Source organism: Halomonas faecis, from assembly GCF_010993975.1.
GTDB classification, from domain to species: Bacteria; Pseudomonadota; Gammaproteobacteria; order Pseudomonadales; family Halomonadaceae; genus Halomonas; species Halomonas faecis.
The window spans coordinates 40,316-59,575 of sequence record NZ_JAACZO010000002.1 but is presented as its reverse complement, the minus strand read 5'-3'; the positions used below and the strand labels follow the sequence as shown (position 1 = coordinate 59,575).

Here is a 19,260-nt window from a genome sequence, read left to right as displayed (position 1 = left end):
GTCGTCCTCTTGGTCGGTCGTGATGAAATGCAAGATTCGACTTGCGGGTCGCTGTCACCTACCTTACAATTCTGTAAGGCAGAACAACGTTCTTCAGGATGGAAAGCTAGGCGCCGGGCTCACCAGCGTCAACGCCCCTGCCGTAAATTGCGACGAAAGTTCAACGCTGCTTCTTCACCCGCAGGAGACACGACACGCCATGGCACAGGATCGCGTGGAAGCCGTGGAACGGGCACTCACGGTGCTCGACACCTTCGACTCTCCCCAGGAAACCTTCAGCCTGGCCGAGCTGGCCCAGACTACCGGCTTCTACAAGAGCACCCTGCTGCGACTGCTCGGCTCGCTCGCCCGCTTCGACTACGTGCAGCGTGCGGCCGACGGCCGCTGGCAACTCGGCCCCACGCCGTTGCGCCTGGCACGCCGCCATCCGCCCAGCCGTCATCTCGCGGCACGAGTGCAACCACTGCTCGACCGTCTGGCCGCCACGACGGGCGAGACTGCCGCCCTGCTCGAAGCCCTGGGTGGGCACGTCGAAGTCCGTCTCGCCGCACTGCCCGACACCCCCTTGCGCCATGACCTGCGCCCCGGCAGCCGCTGGCCGCTGCTCGACGAGTCAACCCCCTGCCCCGACCTACCCGGCGGCACCATGATCGTGCAAAGGCTGGCCATGCCGCCCGGCGAACCATCGCGCTGGCTGGCGCTCTCCGGCCCGGCCGGGCGTCTGGTGGCCGAACAAGCCACCATCGCTCTGACGGCTGCCGAGCGGGCACTGATCGCCCATCCTGGCGAGACGCCCGTCGCCGAGGCCACGACATGAACCTGCTGCTGGTGGAAGACGATCCGCTGCTGGCCGAGACGCTGGTGGATGCCCTGACGCTGGCCGGTTATACCGTCACGCACTGGGCCGACGGCCACACCGCCCATCGGCGGCTCCTGCGGCGCGAGCACGGCCATGAGCTGATACTGCTCGACCTCAACCTGCCCGGCGTCGGTGGCCTGGAAGTCCTGGCCGCACTGCGTGGCCACGACCGCGACACTCCGGTGCTGATTCTCACCGCACGAGGGGCCATAGAAGACCGCGTGCAAGGCCTCGACCTGGGCGCCGACGACTACCTGGCCAAACCCTTCGCGCTCGACGAACTCGAGGCGCGGGTGCGCGCCCTGCTACGCCGCCGCGAGCGGGGCCAGATATTGCAGGTCGGGCCGCTGACCTTCGACGGCCTGGCCCAGCGCTTCACCCTCGACGGCGACTCGCTCTCCCTGCCTCCCCGCGAACAGCGCCTGCTGGCCTGCCTGATGCGCCACGCCAGCGAACCGGTGGACAAGACCCGTCTGGCCGAAGAGGCCTTTCAGGGCGAACCCATGGGCGACAATGCCATCGAGGTCTACGTGCACCGCCTGCGCAAGCGTCTCGCCGACAGCGGGGTAGCGCTGCGCACGGTGCGCGGCCTGGGTTATCTGCTGGAGGGCATGTGAAGCCCGCTGACAGCCTCTATCGCCGGCTGCTCACCTGGCTGCTGGTGCCCGTACTCATTCTGGGAGGCCTGATGGTGGCACAGGCCTGGCTGGAAGCACGGCGTACCGCCGACCGAGCCTTCGACCGGCTGCTCGAAGCTGCCAGTCTGGCCATTGCCGAGCAGGTGCAGTGGCAGGACGAGCGCCTGTGGCTCGACCTGCCCCCGGCCGCCCTGGAAATGCTCGCCACCGATGCCGAAGAACGAGTGTTCTACAGTCTGGTGGATCGCAAAGGGCGTTTCATCACCGGCAACGCCGAACTGCCCGACGACCCTCGAAGCAACCGCGAGAGCGACGATACCCTGCTCTTTCGAAACCTGGAGTGGCAAGGGCTGACGTTACGTCAGGGCATACGCCGCTCGCAGCTGGAGGACTGGCGGCAGAGCGAACCTTTCGAAGTTCGCGTGGCGCACAGCCGCGAAGGACGCAATGCCCTGGCTCACGAACTGTTACGTGGCAATCTCGCCTATATCCTGGCCATGGCGGCACTCGCCGTGGTCGTACTGCTGCTAGCCATTCGCGCCGCGCTGACGCCTCTGACGCGACTGCGGCGCGCCATCCGCACCCGCGATCCGCGCACGCTGGCACCACTCGACCTGACGCTGCCCCGCGAGCTCGCCGAATTGCGCGAAACCCTCAACGACCTCTTGGCCCGCATGCGCCGGGTGCGCGCCAACCAGGAACGCTTCATCGGCGATGCCTCCCACCAATTGCGCACGCCACTGGCCGGGCTCTCGGCTCATGCCGAGCTGGCGCTACGCCACGACGATCCACGACGCTGGCGGGAGGCACTCGTCACCATGCAGGCCACCAGCGCACGTACCGCGCGGCTCGCCATGCAGCTGCTATCGTTGACCCGGCTGGACAATCCCGAGTACACGCCCGAACTCAGCGAACTCGACCTCGCCGCCATGGCTCGCCAGGCGGTGCGCGACCACTGGGCACACTGCCACCGGGACGGCATCGACCTGGGCCTTGAAGGCGACAGCGGGCCGATACCGGTTCACGGTGTCACGTGGCAGCTCGACGAAGCGCTGGGCAATCTGATCGACAACGCCCGGCGCTACGGCGCCCGGCACGTCACCGTACGCACCCGGGCCCAGCCGCCCACACTGGAAGTCGAGGACGACGGCCCCGGCATCCCCGAATCGCGCCGCCTGCTGGTGCTACGCCCTTTTCACCGCGGTCAGCATGACAGCGAGGGCTCCGGCCTGGGCCTGGCCATCGTCGACGGCATCGCCCGCACCCATGGCGCCCGGCTACGCTTGACCGACGGACAAGGAGGGCATGGCTTGATCGTATCGCTGATCTTTCCCCGGGAGGCCCCATGACCGCCACGGCCCTGCGGCATTTGACGAGCGCCCTGCTACTCACCTGGTGGAGCCTCACAGCGAGCGGCGAAGAAACCCTGCACTTGCCCGCCGAACCCGATGCGGGACAGGCACGACCGCTGGTCATCCATGCGGCCCTGGATTTGCCCCAGGCACGCCCGCTGCTCGAGGATTTTCACCGTCGCCATCCACACGTCGAACTCACCTATCGCAACCTGACCACGCTCGAACTTCACCAGCGTTTCCTCGACGCGCCTGACGCCGCCGACGTGATTCTCTCCTCGGCCATGCCCTGGCAGTATCGTCTGGCCAACGACGGCCACGCCCAGCCGCTCGACAGCCGAGCAGCCCGTACCTGGCCTGGCTGGGCACGCTGGCGATACGAGCTCTTCGCCTTCACCTTCGAACCCATCGTCATGGTGGTGCACCGCGACTTCAGAGAACGCTTCGGCGAGCTCGAAAGCCACGGCGATCTACTCGAACTCCTCGCCGATCACCCGCGCGAGCTGGCCGGCCGCGTGATCACCTACGACCCCGAGCGCAGCGGGGCGGGCTACACCTACGCCATCGAGGAATCGCGTCTTTCACCGCGCTACTGGGATCTGGTGGCCGCTCTGGGCCAGGCGCGCACGGCGCTCGCCGACACCACCGGCGAGATGCTCGATGGGCTCGAATCCGGTCGCTATCTGGTAGGCTACAACCTGCTGGGCAGCTATGTGCGCGACGAGGTGGCGGACCATCCCGACCTCTCCATCGTGATGCCCGAGGACTACACCCTGGTGACCCAACGCCTGGCATTCATCCCCCGCCAGGCACCTCACCCGGAAACGGCCCAGCGGTTTCTCGACTACCTGATCGGCGAGACCGGCCAGCGCACGATCGCCGAACGCACCCAGCTCGGCGCCCTGCATCCAGCACTCGACGGCCCCGGCACTGCCACCGCGCTGCGCGAACGGCTGGGCGATGCCCTGCGCCCCATCGCTCTTGGCCCGGGGCTGCTCGCCACCCTCGACGAGCTCAAGCGCGAGGCCCTGCTGTCCCGCTGGACCCGAGAATATCGCCGCTGGTCCCGCCGCCCCGAGCCTCATCCCTGACCCCACTGCCGCTCAACGGCATCCCTGGCGTTACTGGCCGGATGGCGGAGCGGTTGGTGCTGTCACCAAGGCCTGGCGTATCGGCAAGCACACGCAGCGATGCTCAACCAGCCAGTTGGCGTCTCAAACGCGGGCTGACCCACTCTCCAATCACGGTGGTCGCTACCAGGAGCGCCAACAGCCACGGCCAATGGGCACCGAACTCGATACGCGCGATGCCCAGGGCATCGACGAAGACCAACAGGATGCCGAGCGGGCTCACGTAGCGCACCATGAACAGCCACAGGGCATACCAGCGCGGGCCGAGATTCAGCTCGTCGCGAAAGGTCTCGCTGTTCAGCACGAAACCGGCCAGCAGCGCCATGCCCAGCCCCCCTAGCGGCATCATCCAGCGTGAGGTGAGATAGTCGAGCCAGTCGAAGAAGTGACGACCGGCCAGCGTCCAGTCGGCACCGACGTTGAAGGAGAGCATCGCCAGGGTACTGACCAGCCATAGCACGATACCGGTGCCCCAAGCCGCGTCGCGACGCGCAATGCCCTTGTTGTCACAAAGCCAGGAAACCGTGGCCTCGACCATGGAGATTGCCGAGGTGAGCGCCGCCATGGAGAGCATGACGAAGAACAGGATGGCGAAAAGCCCGCCCAGCGGCATCGCCTGGAAGGCCAGCGGCAGGCTCATGAAAAGCAGCCCCGGCCCCCCTGCGGGGCTCATGCCGTTGGCGAAGATCACCGGGAAGAGGGCCAGCCCCGCCATCAGCGCCACCAGCGTATCGGCGATGGCCACCGTGACGGTGGTACGGGCGATCGACGTCCGCGCCGGCAGGTAGCTTCCATAGGTGAGAATGGCGCCGGAAGCCAGGGAAAGGGTGAAGAAAGCATGGCCCAGTGCCGCCAGCATGCCCTCGCTGGAGAGACTTCCGGCATCGAACACGAACAGGAAACGCAGCGCGTCCATGAAACCGCCAGAGAATACCCCGTAGCCGATCAGGATCACCAGCATGATCACCAGGCCCGGCATCATCCAGCTCACGCTCTTCTCGATGCCGGCCTGTACCCCCTTGCCGACGATCAGCATGGTGGCGAGCGTCACCAGAGTGCTCCATGAACCCAGGTTGAGCGGGTTGGCGTTGTTGGCCTTGAAGGTCGCCGCCATGTCGTCGACGCTGGCTCCAGCCAAGCCACCACTCACAGCCTTCCACAGGTAGGCGAAGGACCAGCCGGCCACCACCACGTAGAACGACAGGATCATGAAGCCGGCGAGCATCGCCATCCAGCCCAGCAGCGACCAGGCGCCGCTGCGTCCCGACTCGCTCACCACCCGGCGCACCGCGTCGATGGGGCTGCCGCGGCCACGTCGACCGAAGGCGATCTCGGTCATCATCACCGGCACCCCCACGGCCAAAATGCAGGCCAGATAGACCAGCACGAAAGCGCCGCCCCCGTATTCGCCGGTCATGTAGGGGAATTTCCAGATGTTGCCCAGGCCGACCGCGGAGCCGGTAGCCGCCAGCACGAAGCCCCAGCGACCGAGCCACTGGGTGCGCGGGGAATGGGGAGTCATCATGTATCACCGTAAAAATGCTGTTGAATAGCCAAAAGGCATGCGATCCGACCAAAAAAGAGTGCGTAGTGTGCCGGATTCCTCCGTCGAATGGCAGCAGCACGACATGCCCGGCGTTCACTGCGAGTCGCGCAGTTTCGCCTCGACACTCTCCACCTTGTCGGCCATGGACTGCGTGCGATCGGTCCGCGTCCCCAGCTTGATGGTCGTGGTGATGCGCGGTGCGCCCATCTCGTGCACCACCTCGTGGCAGCGCTTGACCACCGCCATCACCTCGTCCCACGGCCCCTCGATGTTGGTTCCGTAGGCATGCATCCGGTGTTCGAGACCGGAATCCTCGATTACCCGCTGACAGGCGGCGATCTCCTCGGAGACCGACACGCCGACACCCAGTGGCACTACGCAGAGATCGATGATGACGCGCATACTTTCCCTCCCGGTTGGACATGACTCTCGACTTGATTGCATCCGACTTGGCTGCATCATTCCCGCAGGCGGGACAGCAGAACCTCCTGCATGGCGGGCTCGAGCGGTTTTCCTGCCAGACACATGAGTTGGCCGTCCTCGAGCCACTCCTGGTCGAGCCCATGTTGCCAATCCGCGGAGGGGCGCTGACCTGCCTTGCCCGTCAATGCATCGAGCGGGTGTCGGGCCCCCCTCTCGAAGCCAGTCTGCATGGGACCGAACAAGGCGGAAAGCGCCAGCTCTGGCAGGCAGTAACGCAGGCGCTGGAAGATGCGCAAGCCCTCGGGATCGAGGTCGCCCCAGTAGGTGGGACCGGGCAGAGTCAGTAGATCGAACAAAGTGACACTGGCTGTGCCCTGCCCCACCAAGCGCACCCGATCTCCCCCCGCCAAGGCGTTGGCAAGGGAGAGGCCGTAACCGAACGTGCAGACCAATGCCAGGCGCTCATCGCATCCCACGCGGCATGCCTGGGTGAAGCTCTGGGCATTTTCGATCAGCAGAAGTCCTTCGGGCTGCTCGGGGATGCTGGCCAGCAGCCAGGTCTCGGCCGGCTGGAAGCTGGCCCGCTCGATACCGAACGCGCGCACCAGCTCGACCGGCAGCGCCTCGAGCAGCTTGCTGCTTCCCAGCAGGTAACGCGCGCTGGCCACGAAGGGGCTCAGCGCATACGCCCCCGGTAAGTCATTGGCCAGGCGCCTGAGCCCTTCGGCCAGTGCTAGCTGATCCTCGCTGCTCCAGCTACCGAGAGGCCCCTCCTGTGCCCGACGCCAGGCCGACAGCTGCGACGTCGTCAAAGCCAGCCGTGGATCCAGGGAAGGGGCAGCCGTTACCAGAGCGTCCCTGCGAGTGGCAGCCAGTTCCACTTTCACCGACAGCTTTGCATGCGGCGAAAGCACAACCCCCGGCGGAAGCTGGATTAGCTGAGCACGGCCTAACTCTTCGAGCACCTGCCAGGCGTTCAGCTCGGTCTGACACACCCCCTTCTGCTGGAGAGTCTTGACCAAAGCCAATGAGCGCCACCCTTTGCCCTTTCCGGCTCGCGAGTAGGCGCGTTGCCACTCACCCTCTAGCCAGGCCAAGGCTTGCCTGGCCGCCTCACTCAGCATGAGAGCCGGATCGCTCATGGATTATTCCTGGGGTGCCGGTTCGCTGACATGAATGCCGAACAGGCTGGCCTCGCCCTGGCTGCGGCCGAGGCTCTCCGGCGGTGCGGCACGCCCATCGCGCACCATGACATGGCCGCCCTGCCCCTGCATGCCACCGATTACGCTGCCCACCAGGTAGGTGGGGAAGATCTCGGCGTCGTTCTCGTAGTTCGGATTGTGGATCAGGCCAATCATCTGAAAGCGCCCACGGGTGTTGCGCAGCGACTCCAGAGAGTCCTGGATCAGGCGGCGGTGGGAAAGCTTGGAGAAGAGCCCGTCGAGCAGAATCACACTCTCGCGGCTCGCCCGGGCACGACGCTTGTGATGCCCCGGCAGCTCGCGGAGCTCGCGTTCGATGGCGAACTCCGAAAGCTTGACCAACCACATCAGCGACACTGCCTCGCGCTGCCCCTCCGACATCTCCTCGTTGAGCGAGAAAAGCCGGCCATGGGGACGGATGGCATCGTGCTTGAGGCGAATCGAGACGTCGTGGAAGAGACCGCGATAGATGCGCCGGCGGATCTGGCGCAGCAGGTCGTCGTCGCGCCGCCGCGCCTCGCCGTCGGCCACGCCGCCATCACGCTCGGCACGCCGGCGCATCGCCGCCTGATGCTCGTCGATGTCGGCAAGCAGGGTGGCGATGAGTTCGCGCAGTTGCTCGGTGCCGATCAAGGCGGCCTTGACCTCGAAGAAGGCACCGCCGGAGCCATGGCTCTTCGCCACCTGCTTGAGAATGTCGAGATTGCCGGCGGCGTCAGAGATGATCGAGCTCAAACGCTCCACCAGAGTGCCTTCGATCTGCTCGCGGGTCGCCTGCAGCCGACCGACCCGCTCGCGGTGCGCATCGAGCTGACCGGCCAGTTGGGCATGCAGAGCGGCGAGATCGTCGAGCCCCGCCTGGCTAGCGCCCGCCAGCGCAGCCAGACGGGCCCGTTCGGTATCGCTGAACAGGCGGCTGTGAGCGGCCTCCCCCAGCGATGCCGTCAGCTGCCGCTCGGCCTCCGTCACGCGCTTCGCCAGGCGTTCGCGATGGCGGGCCCGCTCGCCGAGGTTGAGCTCGGCCAGCGCATCCAGCAGGGTCTGCTGACAGGCCTCCAGGGCTCCCAGATCGAGCGCCTCGTCGGCCATCGCTTCCCCGGCCAGCCGTTGCCAGTCGACCAGAGCACGGCTGCGCGGCGTCTCCTCTTCGTCGTCATTGTCTCCGGGCCAGGTTTCCGGAGCGGGCTCCACCACCCGCTGCTCCCAGCCGGCCGGCAACTCGCGCAGCGTACGCAGCCAGTCCACGGCCAGTTGGTCCACCCACTCCAGAGCGCGGCGCTGATCGGCGAGTCGCTGTGCCACCGCGTCACGTTCGTGCTGCTTGGCCTTGCGAGCCTCGCGCACGGTCTTGAGCTCGCGCTTGACCCGTGAGATCTCGCGCTCGAGTTGCTGGCTGCCGCCGCTGGCATCGCGAACGTCGAGGAAGGCGCGAATGCGCGAGAAGTCGAAGTCCGCACGCCTGGTGGCCAACGCCAGCTCGGTTTCTCGTTTTTCCTGGACCTCCTCGGCCGTGGCCATGAACGCCTCGCCGCCCTGGGCCTCGAAGTCGCAAAGGGCACGCAGGCGTTCACGCTCCCCATCGGCGAAGAGCTGGCGCAACTGCGATTCGACCTCGGCATGCCGATGGGTCAAGGCCTCGCGCCGTTCATCCGCCTCGGCCAACCGCTCATCCGCCTCGGCCAGCCACGCCTCCAGCTCGGCGAGGCGCTCATCCAGCGCTTCCAGGCGCTCCACGCCGCCGGCATCGTTGAACTGCTCGGCAGCGAGCCAAGTGCTGCCATGGGCCTCCAGCTCCCGCGCCGCTCGCTCGCGCTGTGGCGTCAGCTCGGCCAGGGCCTCGTCAGCCTCGACCCGAGCCTCGGCCGCCTGCTCCAGGGCCAGATCGCCACCCTCCTGCAGGTAGCGCTGGTAGTCGTCGATGCAAGCCAGCGCCGCTTCGCTCAGCCGCGGCGCCAGGCTGGCCTGCCGCTCTGCCAGCAGCGACTGCGCCTCGGCCAACCGCTCCAGCGCACTCTCCACATCGCTGTCGTCGGCTTCGCGCGCTTGCATCGCCAAGGCAAAGGTATCGCCGTGGGGATCGAGACGCTCGCACTCGGCAGTCAGCGCCTCCTGTCGCTGGCGATCCGCGGCAAGCCGCGTCTCGGTGGCTTCGCGCAAGGCCTCCAGATAGCTGGGATCCAGAGCTGCCTTCACCGCCAGCGTTTCGACCCCCCGTACGGCCCCCAGCGGCGGCTCGCCACGCTCCAGCAGTGCCGCCAGCCGCTGCGCCTCGAACACCGGCACGGGCAGCCCCGCCTCGATCAGTACCTCGGCGGCACGCTGTGCCGCTTCGCCTCCCGAAACCACCGGCGCGAAGAGCAGACCGGCCGCCTGAGCCAACCGCTCGCGGCGCTGGGCCTCGGCCGCGTCGTCGGCGTTGAGCACGCCATGCAGCGGCTGCCAGGCGATGCCCGCCTCGTCGAGGTGGCGATGCGCCTCGGCTTCCGCAGCACGGCGCTCCAGGGGATCGCCGGCCAGTCGCTCGAGGTAAGCCTCACGGCCGGCGATGTCCGCCGCCAGCGTCTCGGCCTCGCGCAGCAATCGCGGATAACGACGCCGCGCATCGGCCAACCACGCCGCGGGGGAGAGTTCTCTCGCATCATTGCGTTCCGCAAAGGAGAGCCGGGCCGCATGCAGCTGGCGCAAGTGGGCCTCCTCGGCCTCCAGCCGATGTGCTTCATCGGCCAACTCGCGCTCGCGCTCACGCAGGCGCACCCGCAAATGCACCGGGTCATCGTCACCATGCAATTCGGCGAAACGGACCGCCGCTTCGGCCAGCGGAGCGAGGCGCGCGTGGGTTCGCTCGGCCTCCTGGCGGCGCTGTTCGGCATCGCGACAACGGCTCTCGAGCTCGGCCAGCGCCGTCTTGCGCCGCCCCCAGAAGCCCTGCACCGATTCGCCGGGCCAGCCTTCCTGGAAGGCGCGCCATGGTGCCTGGCCGTGGGCCAGGGGGCCGCGTTCCCCGCTCAGGCGCTCACGCTCGGCGTTGAGGCGCTCGCGCTCGGCGCGGGCCTGCTCGTAGGCAGCGATGCTGTCGTCGCGCTCGCCGCCCAGGCGATCGCGGATCTCAGCGAGCTCGGCTTCGGTTGCCTGCTTCTCGGCCAGTCGTTCGGCCGGCGTCTCGTCTGGGTGCTCGCGTCGGAATGCCGCGTGCCAGCCGGCCATCTGCTTGAGCTCACCGATACGTCCCAGGTGTTCGTTGAGGGCCGCTCGCGCCGCGGCGGCCTCATCACGGGCGACCTCCGCCGTGGCCTCCGGTGCCTCCAACTCCGCCTCGCTGAACAGGCCATCGGCGAGGGCCTGGGTGTAGAAGCTCTGGTTGTCGACGAAGTCGCGCTGCTGGGATTCGAGGCGTTCACGCTCCTGGTCGAGCGTTTCCAGACGCACCTCCTGGTCGCTCAGCTCGCGCTTCAGCTCATCCAAGTAGACCGCATCGCCGATGACTTCCTCACGAAAGCGGTTACCATCCAACCCTTCGAATGTCTCGGCTCCTTCGTCCAGTTCCGCCAGAGCGCGATAGCGCGCCGCATCGTCATCGAATGCCAGACTCTCGGCGAGCCATTCGCGGGCCGCGGCAAAGCCCACGTGGCCCACCTCGCGCGCCGCCGGCCAATCGGCTGCGGGCAGGTGCACGAGCCGCCGATGGCTCTCCACCCGGTCGCCGCGCTCGGCCAGGGCATCGCGGACGGCACGCTCCTTCAGTCCCGCCAGCCGTGCCAGCAGCCAGGTGGAGACCCGCGGCCGTCCGGTGTCGCCCACTGCCCAGGCCAGGCCCGCAGCGCAGCCGGCGCTACCAGCAGACGCGTCCCGGTCAGGCGTGCGAGGCACGCCGGCCAGCCCGTCCAGGGCCCACCCGCCCAGCAGGGCTTCGCTCTCGGCCAGTTCGCGGTCGCTGTCGGCGAGTTCCCGGCGAGCGGCGAGCAGCGCCTCGCCCTCCCCCTCGAGCGCCGCCAGACGTTCGACCTTGTCCCCGGCGCGGCGCTGGTCGTGCTCGGCCTCTTCGAGTCGATGACGCAGCTCGGTGATGTTGGTGCCCGAGTTGAGGATCACCTCCTCGATCAGCTCCTCGCTTTCGTCGGTCTCGCCGCGGGTCGCGCCGGAGAGAATCTCGGGAGCCAGCACCTCGAAGAAGAACGCCTGGTCGGCCTTCTCGCCGGGGCGCGGCTTGATGGCATTGAATATCTGGCTCTTGTCGGCACCGCCTTCCTTCTGAAAGGCGGCAAGTTGAACGAGTTCGCGCCGTGATACGTGGGCCCCCACCGCCTCCAGCCACTCGTCGCGGTTGTGGGTCAGTCGCACCCCGCGTTCGGCCATCATCGCCTTGACGTCGCTGTTGGCATACAGCGCCAGCTTGCCGTCCCGTGTCAGGTGATGGACCGGAATGTCCTCGAGCCGGCCGGGATAGTGGTAGAAGGAGAGTCCGCTACCGTCACTGTAGCCGTAGAAACCGAACACGAAGGTCTCGCCGGCCACCTCCTCGCCGGCGGCGGCCAGCATGTCGTCCTGCCCGGGCGCGGCACTGCGCGAGCGAAACTCCACGCGCAGGTGACTCCAGCTACGCCCTTCCCCCGATACCGTAGCGGGGGAACACTTGCGCCGCGTGCGCGAGAGCAGGCTGCGGTCCCGCGAAAGCAGGCCGATCAGCGCTTCGGCCAGGGTGGTCTTGCCGAAACCGTTTTCCATGCTGATGGCACTCGACTGGCCGCGCAGATCGAGAAGCAGGTGGCGCATCTTGGCATCCCAGGGCGAGGCCACGTCGCCATGCTTGTTGAGTAGGTTGGCGACCTCGATGCGGTTGATCACGCTCATGGTGCGACCTCCTGGTCCCGTTCGTTCTCGGGCGTTGCCCCGCCCGCTTCACCGCCCGTCTCCGCGGCAGCGCCCTGGGCCAAGGCCTGGAGATGGGCAAGCTGGTGCACGCCAACCTGCTCGCTCTCCAGGGCACCCAGCAGCGTCTGTTGCCAGATCTCGCCCTCGGCCTCGCGGTCGTCGCCGCGCACGGCTTCGAGCAGGCCGGCCCGCGCCTGCAGCTCGATGAAGGCCCGCACCCGACGGCTGACGTCCTCGCCGCGCTCCTCCCGCAAGGGGCGACTGGTTTCCGGCGCCGCCTCACCCAGCGCGCGTAGCGCCTCGAGTTGCTCGCGCAGCAGCTCGGCGAGCTCCGCCGTGGTGAACGTTGCTTCCTGGTAGCGACTGACGTCGGATAGCGCCCGGTTGTAGCGGGTATAGAGCAGGGTGTGCATCAACAGCCACAACTGCAGGTACCACTGGGCCAGCTCTGCACGGCTCTCCTGGCGCAGCTTCAGCGCCTCGAACACCGGGTCGCGGGTGTAGAGCGGCGGTTGTTCGAGTTCGGGGTCGGGCAGCAGGGCGTAATAGCGCGAGCCGGGAGCGATGCCTGGATAATCCCCGGCCTCGAAGACCTTGAGGCGCAGCCCCTGACCGGCCAGGAAATCGCGCAGCGCCTCGCGCTCGAGATCGCTGGCATCGTCGATCAGTGCGCAGACATCGCGTTCGGCCAGTTGTCCCTCGCGAGCGGCGCGGCGCTTGCGCCCGCTGCCTGGGGCTCGTTCGGCACTGCGGTAGCGCAGCAGGTAGGCGACGACCTCGCCCATTTCAGTCATGTTCATGCGTGTTCTTCCTTAAAGAAGCCGAGTGACGGGGTCACGGCCCCTTCGATGCGTCGCCCATCGTCCAGCCGCAGCTCGAACGGCTGGGGCTCGATGCCCACGGTCAACCCCGGAGCGAGCAACTCGGTATCCACGAAGGTGTTGAGCAGCTGGGCCAGGCAGTCACCGCCCTCGAAACGGTGCCAGCCCTCGGCGAGCGCTTCGGGCAACGGCAGCGGACCGCCACGCAGGCGCTCGCGCAGCGCCGGGCCGCGCGCTTCCAGGAAACGGGCCAGTAGCGGATCCTCGGGGTCGGCATCTTGAGACTCGTCGAACACCAGAGCGGCGTGACTGGCCTCGGCACGGCGGCTTTCCAGCAGCGGGATCAGCGGCACCGCTCGCGGGAAAGCCGGCTGGGCGTGCAGCGGCATCAGGCGCGCCACCAGGGCCTGCTGAAGGCTCGATTCGCCAGGGGCCTCGAGGAGGCGACGGGCCAGAGCCTGGAAGTCGATCACGCCCATGGACTGAATACGCCCCTCGGCGATGTCGGCCAGCAGCTCGGAAAGACGCCGCGAGAGGTTCTCTATAGCGGTGAGCACACGGCCAATGGCACTGGAGAGCATGCGCAGATCCCACTCTTCGGCTTGCTCCTCGCACCACTTATCGAAGCGCTCCATCAGCCGCGGCGTGGAGAGCTGTGCCCGGGCATCGAGCAGCGTCTGCTGAATGCTGGTCAAGGCATTGTGGTAGTGGCGCTCGTTGTCGAGCAGCGCCGAGAGCTTGCCTTCCCGCGTGGGATTCTCGCGCACGCGACGCAGCTCCTGGGTCAGGGCACGGATCGCCAGCAGGATCTGGTTGGTGATGTCGGGAATGCGCGAGAAGTCGCCCCGTGCCAGAGCCGCCAGTACCTTGGCAGCGTCATATTCGGAATAGAGCAGATCCTCCACCTGACCCGCGAGCGTCACTGCCTGGCGGCCGCTGGCGGTGAGGCGCACCTGGCCGGTCTGGCCCTGCTTCTCGATCAGCGCCGTACGCTTGGTGCTGCGTGCCGTGCGACCCGCCACATCGCCATCCCGGGCATCCTGCGGCTGGCGAAAGTGGATCTCGCTGGGCGTGGCCAGCAAATTGATGACATAGACGAGATCGTCATGGGGCAATGCGGCATAGGACTCGGGATAGCTCTCACGCAAGTGCGCCAGGCAGCGCGTCTGGGAGACGAAAGCGCTGTTGGTGGCAAAATCGACGTCGAGCAGATAGTCGAGCAGCAGGCAGCCGAGGTCCAGCCAGTAGCCGTCGCGCCAGCCTCGCCGCTGCTCCTGGCTGACCTGCACGAACGGCGACCCCGGCTCGTGGCCGCTGTCGTGCAGGTCGATCAGCCGCGTGGTAGCGACGAGCAGCTTGCTCCAGGCAGTCATGGGGCTTTCCTGAGGGCAAAAGGCGCATTATGCCAATGGCCCTCATCGACGTCGACGATATGCAAGAATGTGCGAGAAAGGGAGTGGCATTTCATGATTCAGCAGACACTACAGCAGGTCTTCGGTTACCCCGATTTTCGCCCCGGCCAGCGCCCGGTGATCGAGGCGTTGATGGAAGGCCGTTCGGCGGCGGCGATCTTTCCCACCGGCTCGGGCAAGTCGCTGTGCTACCAGTTGCCGGCGCTGCACCTGCCCCACCTGACGCTGGTGATCTCGCCGCTGCTGGCGCTGATGCAGGATCAACTGGCGTTTCTCCGCCGTCACGGCATCGCCGCCGCCAGCCTCGACTCGAGCCAGAGTCGCGAGGAGGCCGCAGCGGTGATGGCCGGCGTGACCCGCGGCGAGCTCCGCATCCTGATGGTCTCGGTGGAGCGCCTCAAGAACGAGCGCTTCCGCGCCTTCATCCGCCGCGTCCCCATCTCGCTGATGGTGGTGGACGAAGCCCACTGCATCTCCGAGTGGGGCCACAACTTCCGCCCCGACTACCTCAAGCTGCCCGACTACCGCCGCGAGTTCGCCATTCCCCAGGTACTGCTGCTCACCGCCACGGCCACCCCGAAAGTGATCGCCGACATGCGCGAGCGCTTCGCCATTGCCGAAAGCGACGTGACCGCCACCGGCTTCTACCGCGACAACCTCGACCTGACGGTAGCCCCGGTGCCGGCCGAGACGCGCCCGCGTGCCCTGGTGGAGTGGCTACGCCCGCGGCTGGCGGCCAACCCGCCCCAGCCCACCGTCGTCTACGTTACCCTGCAGCAGACTGCCGAGCGTCTGGCCGCCTACCTCGGCAAGGCGGGCTTGCCCGCCACCGCCTACCACGCCGGGCTCGACGGCGAACGTCGCGACGCCATCCAACACGCGTTCATGACGGGTGAAACGCCCTGCATCGTCGCCACCATCGCTTTCGGCATGGGCATCGACAAGAGCGACATCCGCAATGTCGTGCACTTCGACCTGCCCAAATCCATCGAGAACTACAGCCAGGAGGTCGGCCGGGCCGGGCGCGACGGCCAGGCTTCCGACTGCCTGATGCTGGCCGGTCGCGATCATCTGCACGTGTTGGAAAACTTCGTCTATGGCGACACCCCAGAGCCCCATGGCATTCGCCGCGTGATCGACGAGTTGCAGGATGCCGGGGCCCAATGGGAGATCATGCTCAACGCCCTCTCCCGGGCTAGCGATATCCGCCCGCTGCCGCTCAAGACCCTGCTCGTCCAACTCGAGCTGCGCGGCATCGTCGCCCCTCGCTACAGCTATTTCGCCGACTACCGGTTCAAGCTCGAAGGCGAGCCGGAAGCACTAGTGGCACGCTTCCAGGGTGAGCGGCGTGCCTTCGTGCAGACGATTCTCGACGCGGCCGGCAAGGCGCGCAGCTGGTACGACCTCGACTTCGATGCCCTCGACCGTCTCGGCGTCGAACGCGGCCTGGACACCGCCCGCCCCCGGGTGCTCACCGCTCTGGACTACTTCGTCGACCAGGGTTGGATGACGCTCGAAAGCAAGCAGATGACCGAAGTCTACGAGGTGCTGCGCGGCGACCTCGACCCGGCGGCACTGACCGACGAACTGCACGCCGACTTCCGCGACAAGGAGCGCGCCGAGATCGAGAGGCTCAACGCCATGCTGGCGCTCTTCGAAGCCGACACCTGTCTCAGCCGGCGGCTGGCCGACTGGTTCGGCGACGACCGCGCCCCACTGCGCTGCGGCCACTGCTCGGCCTGTCGCGGCCAGGTGGCGGCACTACCCACCCCGGCACCCGGCAAGCCGCTGGAGCACCATGATCTCACGGCACTCTGCGCCCCCTTCCGAGAGTGCCTGGCCGAGAATGGCGACGATAACCCGGCCACGCCCGACCGCCTCGCACGCTTCCTGTGTGGCCTGACGAGCCCTCTGCTCACCCGCCTGAAGGCGCGGCAGTTACCCGGTTTCGGGGCACTCGAAGTGTATCCCTACGCTGAGGTGAGAGCCCGCCTGGCAGTGCAGTAGAGGCGTTACCCATCCTCCCCACCGATGCCGTGTTGGTGCCGCCGTCGAAACATTGCGCCACCGGCCGCATCGACATCCGGTAGCCACTCAGCTGCGTGCTTGACGATCACGCAACCCTGCACGACCTTTCCTGACAGGACATCATGGAGCGGGTGAACCGGGCCACGGAACGGGGCCTCCACGCCCCACGCTGCGTCCGCCGAGCAACGCCCGGGCCAATGCCCGAACACGCGCCTCATGACTTCAGCATCCCCGACGACAAGGAGACACCATGAGCCAACTTTCCCAGCAGCAGTGCGAAGCCTGCACCCCCGAGGCACCGCAAGCGAGCGAGGAGGAGATCGCCACCTATCGCCGCGACATTCCCGACTGGGAGGTCGTAGAACGGGACGGTATCCCGCAGCTAGAGCGCGCCTTCAGCTTCCGCAACTTCCAGCAGGCACTCGACTTCACCAATCGCGTGGGCGCCCTGGCCGAGGAGGCGGGCCACCATCCGGCATTGCTCACCGAATGGGGCAAGGTCACGGTCACCTGGTGGTCGCACAAGATCAAGGGCCTGCACAAGAACGACTTCGTCATGGCCGCCCGCACCGACGAGGCTGCCGACTGACCGCCCCGAGCCCCTGTCCCGACACGCCCACTCCGCCCCGACCCTGGTTTCATCAAGGTCGGGGCGTGTCGTTGGACACCACCAACGGACGAAAGCCAACGCAAGGATAAGAAATATATTACATAAGACATGGTTCGAGGACTCGACCCGGCCAGCCCTGCCTCAGCTAGGTTGAACCAGGACACCGTTTCGGTGTCGCTTTCGCCGCCGTCATCACAGGCATCACAGGGAGGGAACATGCAAGGATCATCGAACTTGAAAGGCAAAGGGCAAGCGCTGGTACGGGGCCTGTTGCTCGGTACGCTGCTGGCCTTTGCACCACTGGGCATCGCTCAGGATCTGGCGCCGATCAACGTCAATACCGCCGACGCCGAGCTACTAGCCGAGCTGCCAGGCATTGGCCCCACCCGTGCGGCGGCGATCATCGAAGAGCGCAATGCCAACGGCAACTTCGAGAACGCCGAAGACCTGACCCGGGTCAGTGGAATCGGCTCAGCTACCGTGGAGGGAATCACCGACCAGATCGAGTTCTGACAATTCGTGTGCAGGTCAAAACCACGACGCCGTCAGCCAGGGCTGACGGCGTCGCTGCGTCCGAAGTCGGCTTACAGTCGCAGGCCGCCGTCGCACTCGATCACACGCCCGGTGAAGTAGTCGTTGGCGAAGATGAAGGCCACGCTCTCGGCGATGTCCTCCGGCTGCCCCAACCGCTTCAACGGCACCCCGGCGGTTAGCTTGTCGAGCATGTCCTGGCGCATCGAGGCGGTCATGTCGGTTTCGATGAAACCCGGTGCCACCGCCCCCGCACGAATGCCGTAGCGCGCCAGTTCCTTGGCCCAGGTGGAGGTCAGCGACACCACGGCCGCCTTGGCGGCGGCATAGTTGCTCTGCCCCATGTTGCCGGCTCGCGATATGCTCGAAATGTTGACGATCACCCCCGCGTGGCCCGCCTCGATCATCTGCGTTGCCGCCTCGCGCCCGCACAGGAAGACGCCGGTCAGGTTCACGTCGATCACCTGCTGCCAGTGCGAGAGCGACATGCGTTTCTCGACCTTGCCGTCTCGCGCCTTGATCAGCAGCGCATCACGCAGGATGCCAGCGTTGTTGACCAAGCCGCTGACCGGTCCCAGATTCTCGGCAACGTCGGCGAACGCTTGCTGCACCGACGCCTCGTCAGCGACGTCCACCACGAAGGCGCTCGCGTCGATGCCTGCCTGGTGAAGCCGCGTCACGGCTTCGTCGAGTGCCTCACGATCGACGTCCAGCAGTGCCGGCCGGGCGCCCTCACGGCCCAGGCGCTCGGCCATGGCAAAACCGAGGCCACGGGCCCCTCCGGTGATCGCTACCACGCGCTTGTCGAGTTGCATGTTTCCCCCAGACCTTGAAATTCGCTACGAAAATGGATTGCCGACACCCTGCGAGATGAAGTGCTGGACACGATGAGCACGAAACACTGCTGCCATCAGCGTTGTTCTTCGGCAGACGAGGTGGCGAACTTGAACGACAGACTAGCACTTATTGTGCACCGCATCATTACCTCGTCACGCCTCGCCATCACTGTCGCAGTCACCAACGGCTATCGCCCCACCTGCCTTGCCGGTGATCATGACGGCTCTCCCGTCCCTTGAATTTCCCGCGGTCACCCCCACTTTCAGGGGAACCGACCGCCAGGAGACGACATGCCTTTCCTGCTTTTCTTCACTCTGTTTGCCCTGCTCGATTTCGTCATCCTCTTTTCCGTCGGCGGCCAGATCGGCCTGCTGACGACACTCGGACTGATACTGGCAACCGGCTTTCTCGGCCTGCACCTGGTCCGCCGTGAAGGCGCCGCCACCTTCGCGCGCGCCCGCCAGCGGCTGGAGCTGGGCGAAGTCCCTTCGAGCGAACTGCTGACTGGTGCCGCCCTGATCTTCGGCGGGGCGCTGCTGATGGCGCCGGGATTCGTCTCCGATGCCCTCGGCTTCCTATGCGTCATTCCCGGGGCACGACGCCTGACAGGGCGCATCCTGGCTCGCCTCAACCTCAGCGTACGCGGCATGGCCTACGCACACCGCTCGACCCGCGCCGGTGGCGAAAGCGACTGGCAGGCCGACTCTCGGCCGGGCGACGGAGGACGGGACTCCCAGGCCCGAGATGGCGACCACGAAAGCCCGCTGGAGGGAGATTTCATCGGCCGCGACGAGCCACGTCGCTGACCACGGTTCTCTGCCGGCAAAAGGGCGCAATTTTTTTCACGTCGCCCCCTTGAAAGGCATCGCCCCGTCCCCATTTCACGGTCAGCAAGCGATTTTGGTGTCGACACCGCTCGACACTTTCGACAGGGAAGGCGATCTTCGCCTCCCCCTTCCAGGGGATCTGGAAGGGTTGATGATGAACCGCCGGGAGCCTTCC

The 19,260-nt window shown here is 66.7% G+C and carries 15 protein-coding genes; 8 read left to right on the top strand and 7 right to left on the bottom strand.

Going from position 1 to position 19,260, the window contains the following annotated elements; genetic code table 11:
- Nucleotides 1-199: 199 nt before the first annotated feature.
- Genes GFD32_RS01170 through GFD32_RS01155 form a run of 4 tightly spaced genes read left to right on the top strand, consistent with a single transcriptional unit; the run spans nt 200 to nt 3,940 of the window.
- Nucleotides 200-817 carry a helix-turn-helix domain-containing protein gene (locus GFD32_RS01170; protein WP_163574511.1) on the top strand — a complete coding sequence of 206 codons (618 nt, stop codon included), beginning with the start codon at nt 200-202 and terminating at the stop codon, nt 815-817.
- A complete protein-coding gene (locus GFD32_RS01165; protein ID WP_163574509.1) occupies nt 814-1,476 on the top strand; it encodes a response regulator transcription factor in 663 nt (220 codons plus the stop codon). Before GFD32_RS01170 ends, GFD32_RS01165 begins: the two co-directional genes overlap by 4 nt.
- Nucleotides 1,473-2,846, top strand: coding sequence for a sensor histidine kinase (locus GFD32_RS01160; protein ID WP_163574507.1), 1,374 nt, complete (start codon nt 1,473-1,475; stop codon nt 2,844-2,846). Before GFD32_RS01165 ends, GFD32_RS01160 begins: the two co-directional genes overlap by 4 nt.
- Complete coding sequence (locus GFD32_RS01155) at nt 2,843-3,940, top strand: ABC transporter substrate-binding protein (protein ID WP_163574505.1); 1,098 nt, start codon at nt 2,843-2,845, stop codon at nt 3,938-3,940. The genes GFD32_RS01160 and GFD32_RS01155 overlap by 4 nt, the downstream gene beginning before the upstream one ends.
- A gap of 103 nt (nt 3,941-4,043) precedes the next feature.
- On the opposite strand, the gene GFD32_RS01150 is transcribed toward GFD32_RS01155, so the two are convergent.
- The 6 genes from GFD32_RS01150 to GFD32_RS01125 form a co-directional block, all read right to left on the bottom strand.
- Nucleotides 4,044-5,504: a sodium-dependent transporter gene (locus GFD32_RS01150; protein ID WP_163574503.1), complete on the bottom strand. Its 1,461-nt coding sequence runs from the start codon at nt 5,502-5,504 to the stop codon at nt 4,044-4,046.
- Nucleotides 5,505-5,618: 114 nt separating this feature from the next.
- Nucleotides 5,619-5,927 (bottom strand): MTH1187 family thiamine-binding protein, encoded by a 309-nt coding sequence (locus GFD32_RS01145; RefSeq protein WP_163574501.1) that lies wholly within the window; start codon nt 5,925-5,927, stop codon nt 5,619-5,621.
- A 56-nt stretch (nt 5,928-5,983) separates the two neighbouring features.
- Entirely contained in the window at nt 5,984-7,090 is a 1,107-nt protein-coding gene (locus GFD32_RS01140; RefSeq protein ID WP_163574499.1) for a Wadjet anti-phage system protein JetD domain-containing protein, read from the bottom strand.
- Between the two features lie 3 nt (nt 7,091-7,093).
- Nucleotides 7,094-11,998 (bottom strand): coiled-coil domain-containing protein, encoded by a 4,905-nt coding sequence (locus GFD32_RS01135; protein WP_163574497.1) that lies wholly within the window; start codon nt 11,996-11,998, stop codon nt 7,094-7,096.
- The gene (locus GFD32_RS01130; RefSeq protein WP_240455505.1) at nt 11,995-12,819 is read right to left on the bottom strand and encodes a hypothetical protein; all 825 of its coding nucleotides are present in this window, start codon (nt 12,817-12,819) and stop codon (nt 11,995-11,997) included. Before GFD32_RS01130 ends, GFD32_RS01135 begins: the two co-directional genes overlap by 4 nt.
- Nucleotides 12,816-14,213, bottom strand: a complete 1,398-nt coding sequence (locus GFD32_RS01125; protein ID WP_163574495.1) for a hypothetical protein — start codon at nt 14,211-14,213, stop codon at nt 12,816-12,818. Before GFD32_RS01125 ends, GFD32_RS01130 begins: the two co-directional genes overlap by 4 nt.
- 93 nt (nt 14,214-14,306) lie before the next feature.
- Here GFD32_RS01125 and GFD32_RS01120 point away from each other — a divergent pair, with 93 nt between their 5' ends.
- The 3 genes from GFD32_RS01120 (at nt 14,307) to GFD32_RS01110 (ending at nt 17,403) form a co-directional block, all read left to right on the top strand.
- Nucleotides 14,307-16,259, top strand: coding sequence for a RecQ family ATP-dependent DNA helicase (locus tag GFD32_RS01120; RefSeq protein WP_163574493.1), 1,953 nt, complete (start codon nt 14,307-14,309; stop codon nt 16,257-16,259).
- 271 nt (nt 16,260-16,530) lie between these two features.
- The gene (locus GFD32_RS01115) at nt 16,531-16,869 is read left to right on the top strand and encodes a 4a-hydroxytetrahydrobiopterin dehydratase (protein WP_163574491.1); all 339 of its coding nucleotides are present in this window, start codon (nt 16,531-16,533) and stop codon (nt 16,867-16,869) included.
- Nucleotides 16,870-17,106: 237 nt separating this feature from the next.
- On the top strand, nt 17,107-17,403 hold the full coding sequence (locus GFD32_RS01110; RefSeq protein ID WP_163574489.1) for a ComEA family DNA-binding protein: 297 nt from the start codon (nt 17,107-17,109) through the stop codon (nt 17,401-17,403).
- Nucleotides 17,404-17,474: 71 nt separating this feature from the next.
- Here the strand turns inward: GFD32_RS01110 and GFD32_RS01105 are convergent, their stop codons facing one another.
- Nucleotides 17,475-18,236: an SDR family oxidoreductase gene (locus GFD32_RS01105; protein WP_163574487.1), complete on the bottom strand. Its 762-nt coding sequence runs from the start codon at nt 18,234-18,236 to the stop codon at nt 17,475-17,477.
- Nucleotides 18,237-18,548: 312 nt separating this feature from the next.
- On the opposite strand from GFD32_RS01105, the gene GFD32_RS01100 reads away from it, so the two are divergent.
- On the top strand, nt 18,549-19,064 hold the full coding sequence (locus GFD32_RS01100; protein ID WP_163574485.1) for an FxsA family protein: 516 nt from the start codon (nt 18,549-18,551) through the stop codon (nt 19,062-19,064).
- Nucleotides 19,065-19,260: the final 196 nt, after the last annotated feature.

Bases quoted from the DNA above. Each gene is read 5' to 3' on its own strand.
- GFD32_RS01135 (WP_163574497.1), bottom strand. From the start codon at position 11,998: ATGAGCGTGATCAACCGCATCGAGGTCGCCAACCTACTCAACAAGCAT.
- GFD32_RS01105 (WP_163574487.1), bottom strand. From the start codon at position 18,236: ATGCAACTCGACAAGCGCGTGGTAGCGATCACCGGAGGGGCCCGTGGC.
- GFD32_RS01130 (WP_240455505.1), bottom strand. From the start codon at position 12,819: ATGAACATGACTGAAATGGGCGAGGTCGTCGCCTACCTGCTGCGCTAC.
- GFD32_RS01150 (WP_163574503.1), bottom strand. From the start codon at position 5,504: ATGATGACTCCCCATTCCCCGCGCACCCAGTGGCTCGGTCGCTGGGGC.
- GFD32_RS01125 (WP_163574495.1), bottom strand. From the start codon at position 14,213: ATGACTGCCTGGAGCAAGCTGCTCGTCGCTACCACGCGGCTGATCGAC.
- GFD32_RS01115 (WP_163574491.1), top strand. From the start codon at position 16,531: ATGAGCCAACTTTCCCAGCAGCAGTGCGAAGCCTGCACCCCCGAGGCA.
- GFD32_RS01165 (WP_163574509.1), top strand. From the start codon at position 814: ATGAACCTGCTGCTGGTGGAAGACGATCCGCTGCTGGCCGAGACGCTG.
- GFD32_RS01145 (WP_163574501.1), bottom strand. From the start codon at position 5,927: ATGCGCGTCATCATCGATCTCTGCGTAGTGCCACTGGGTGTCGGCGTG.
- GFD32_RS01170 (WP_163574511.1), top strand. From the start codon at position 200: ATGGCACAGGATCGCGTGGAAGCCGTGGAACGGGCACTCACGGTGCTC.
- GFD32_RS01155 (WP_163574505.1), top strand. From the start codon at position 2,843: ATGACCGCCACGGCCCTGCGGCATTTGACGAGCGCCCTGCTACTCACC.
- GFD32_RS01100 (WP_163574485.1), top strand. From the start codon at position 18,549: ATGCCTTTCCTGCTTTTCTTCACTCTGTTTGCCCTGCTCGATTTCGTC.
- GFD32_RS01120 (WP_163574493.1), top strand. From the start codon at position 14,307: ATGATTCAGCAGACACTACAGCAGGTCTTCGGTTACCCCGATTTTCGC.
- GFD32_RS01140 (WP_163574499.1), bottom strand. From the start codon at position 7,090: ATGAGCGATCCGGCTCTCATGCTGAGTGAGGCGGCCAGGCAAGCCTTG.
- GFD32_RS01110 (WP_163574489.1), top strand. From the start codon at position 17,107: ATGCAAGGATCATCGAACTTGAAAGGCAAAGGGCAAGCGCTGGTACGG.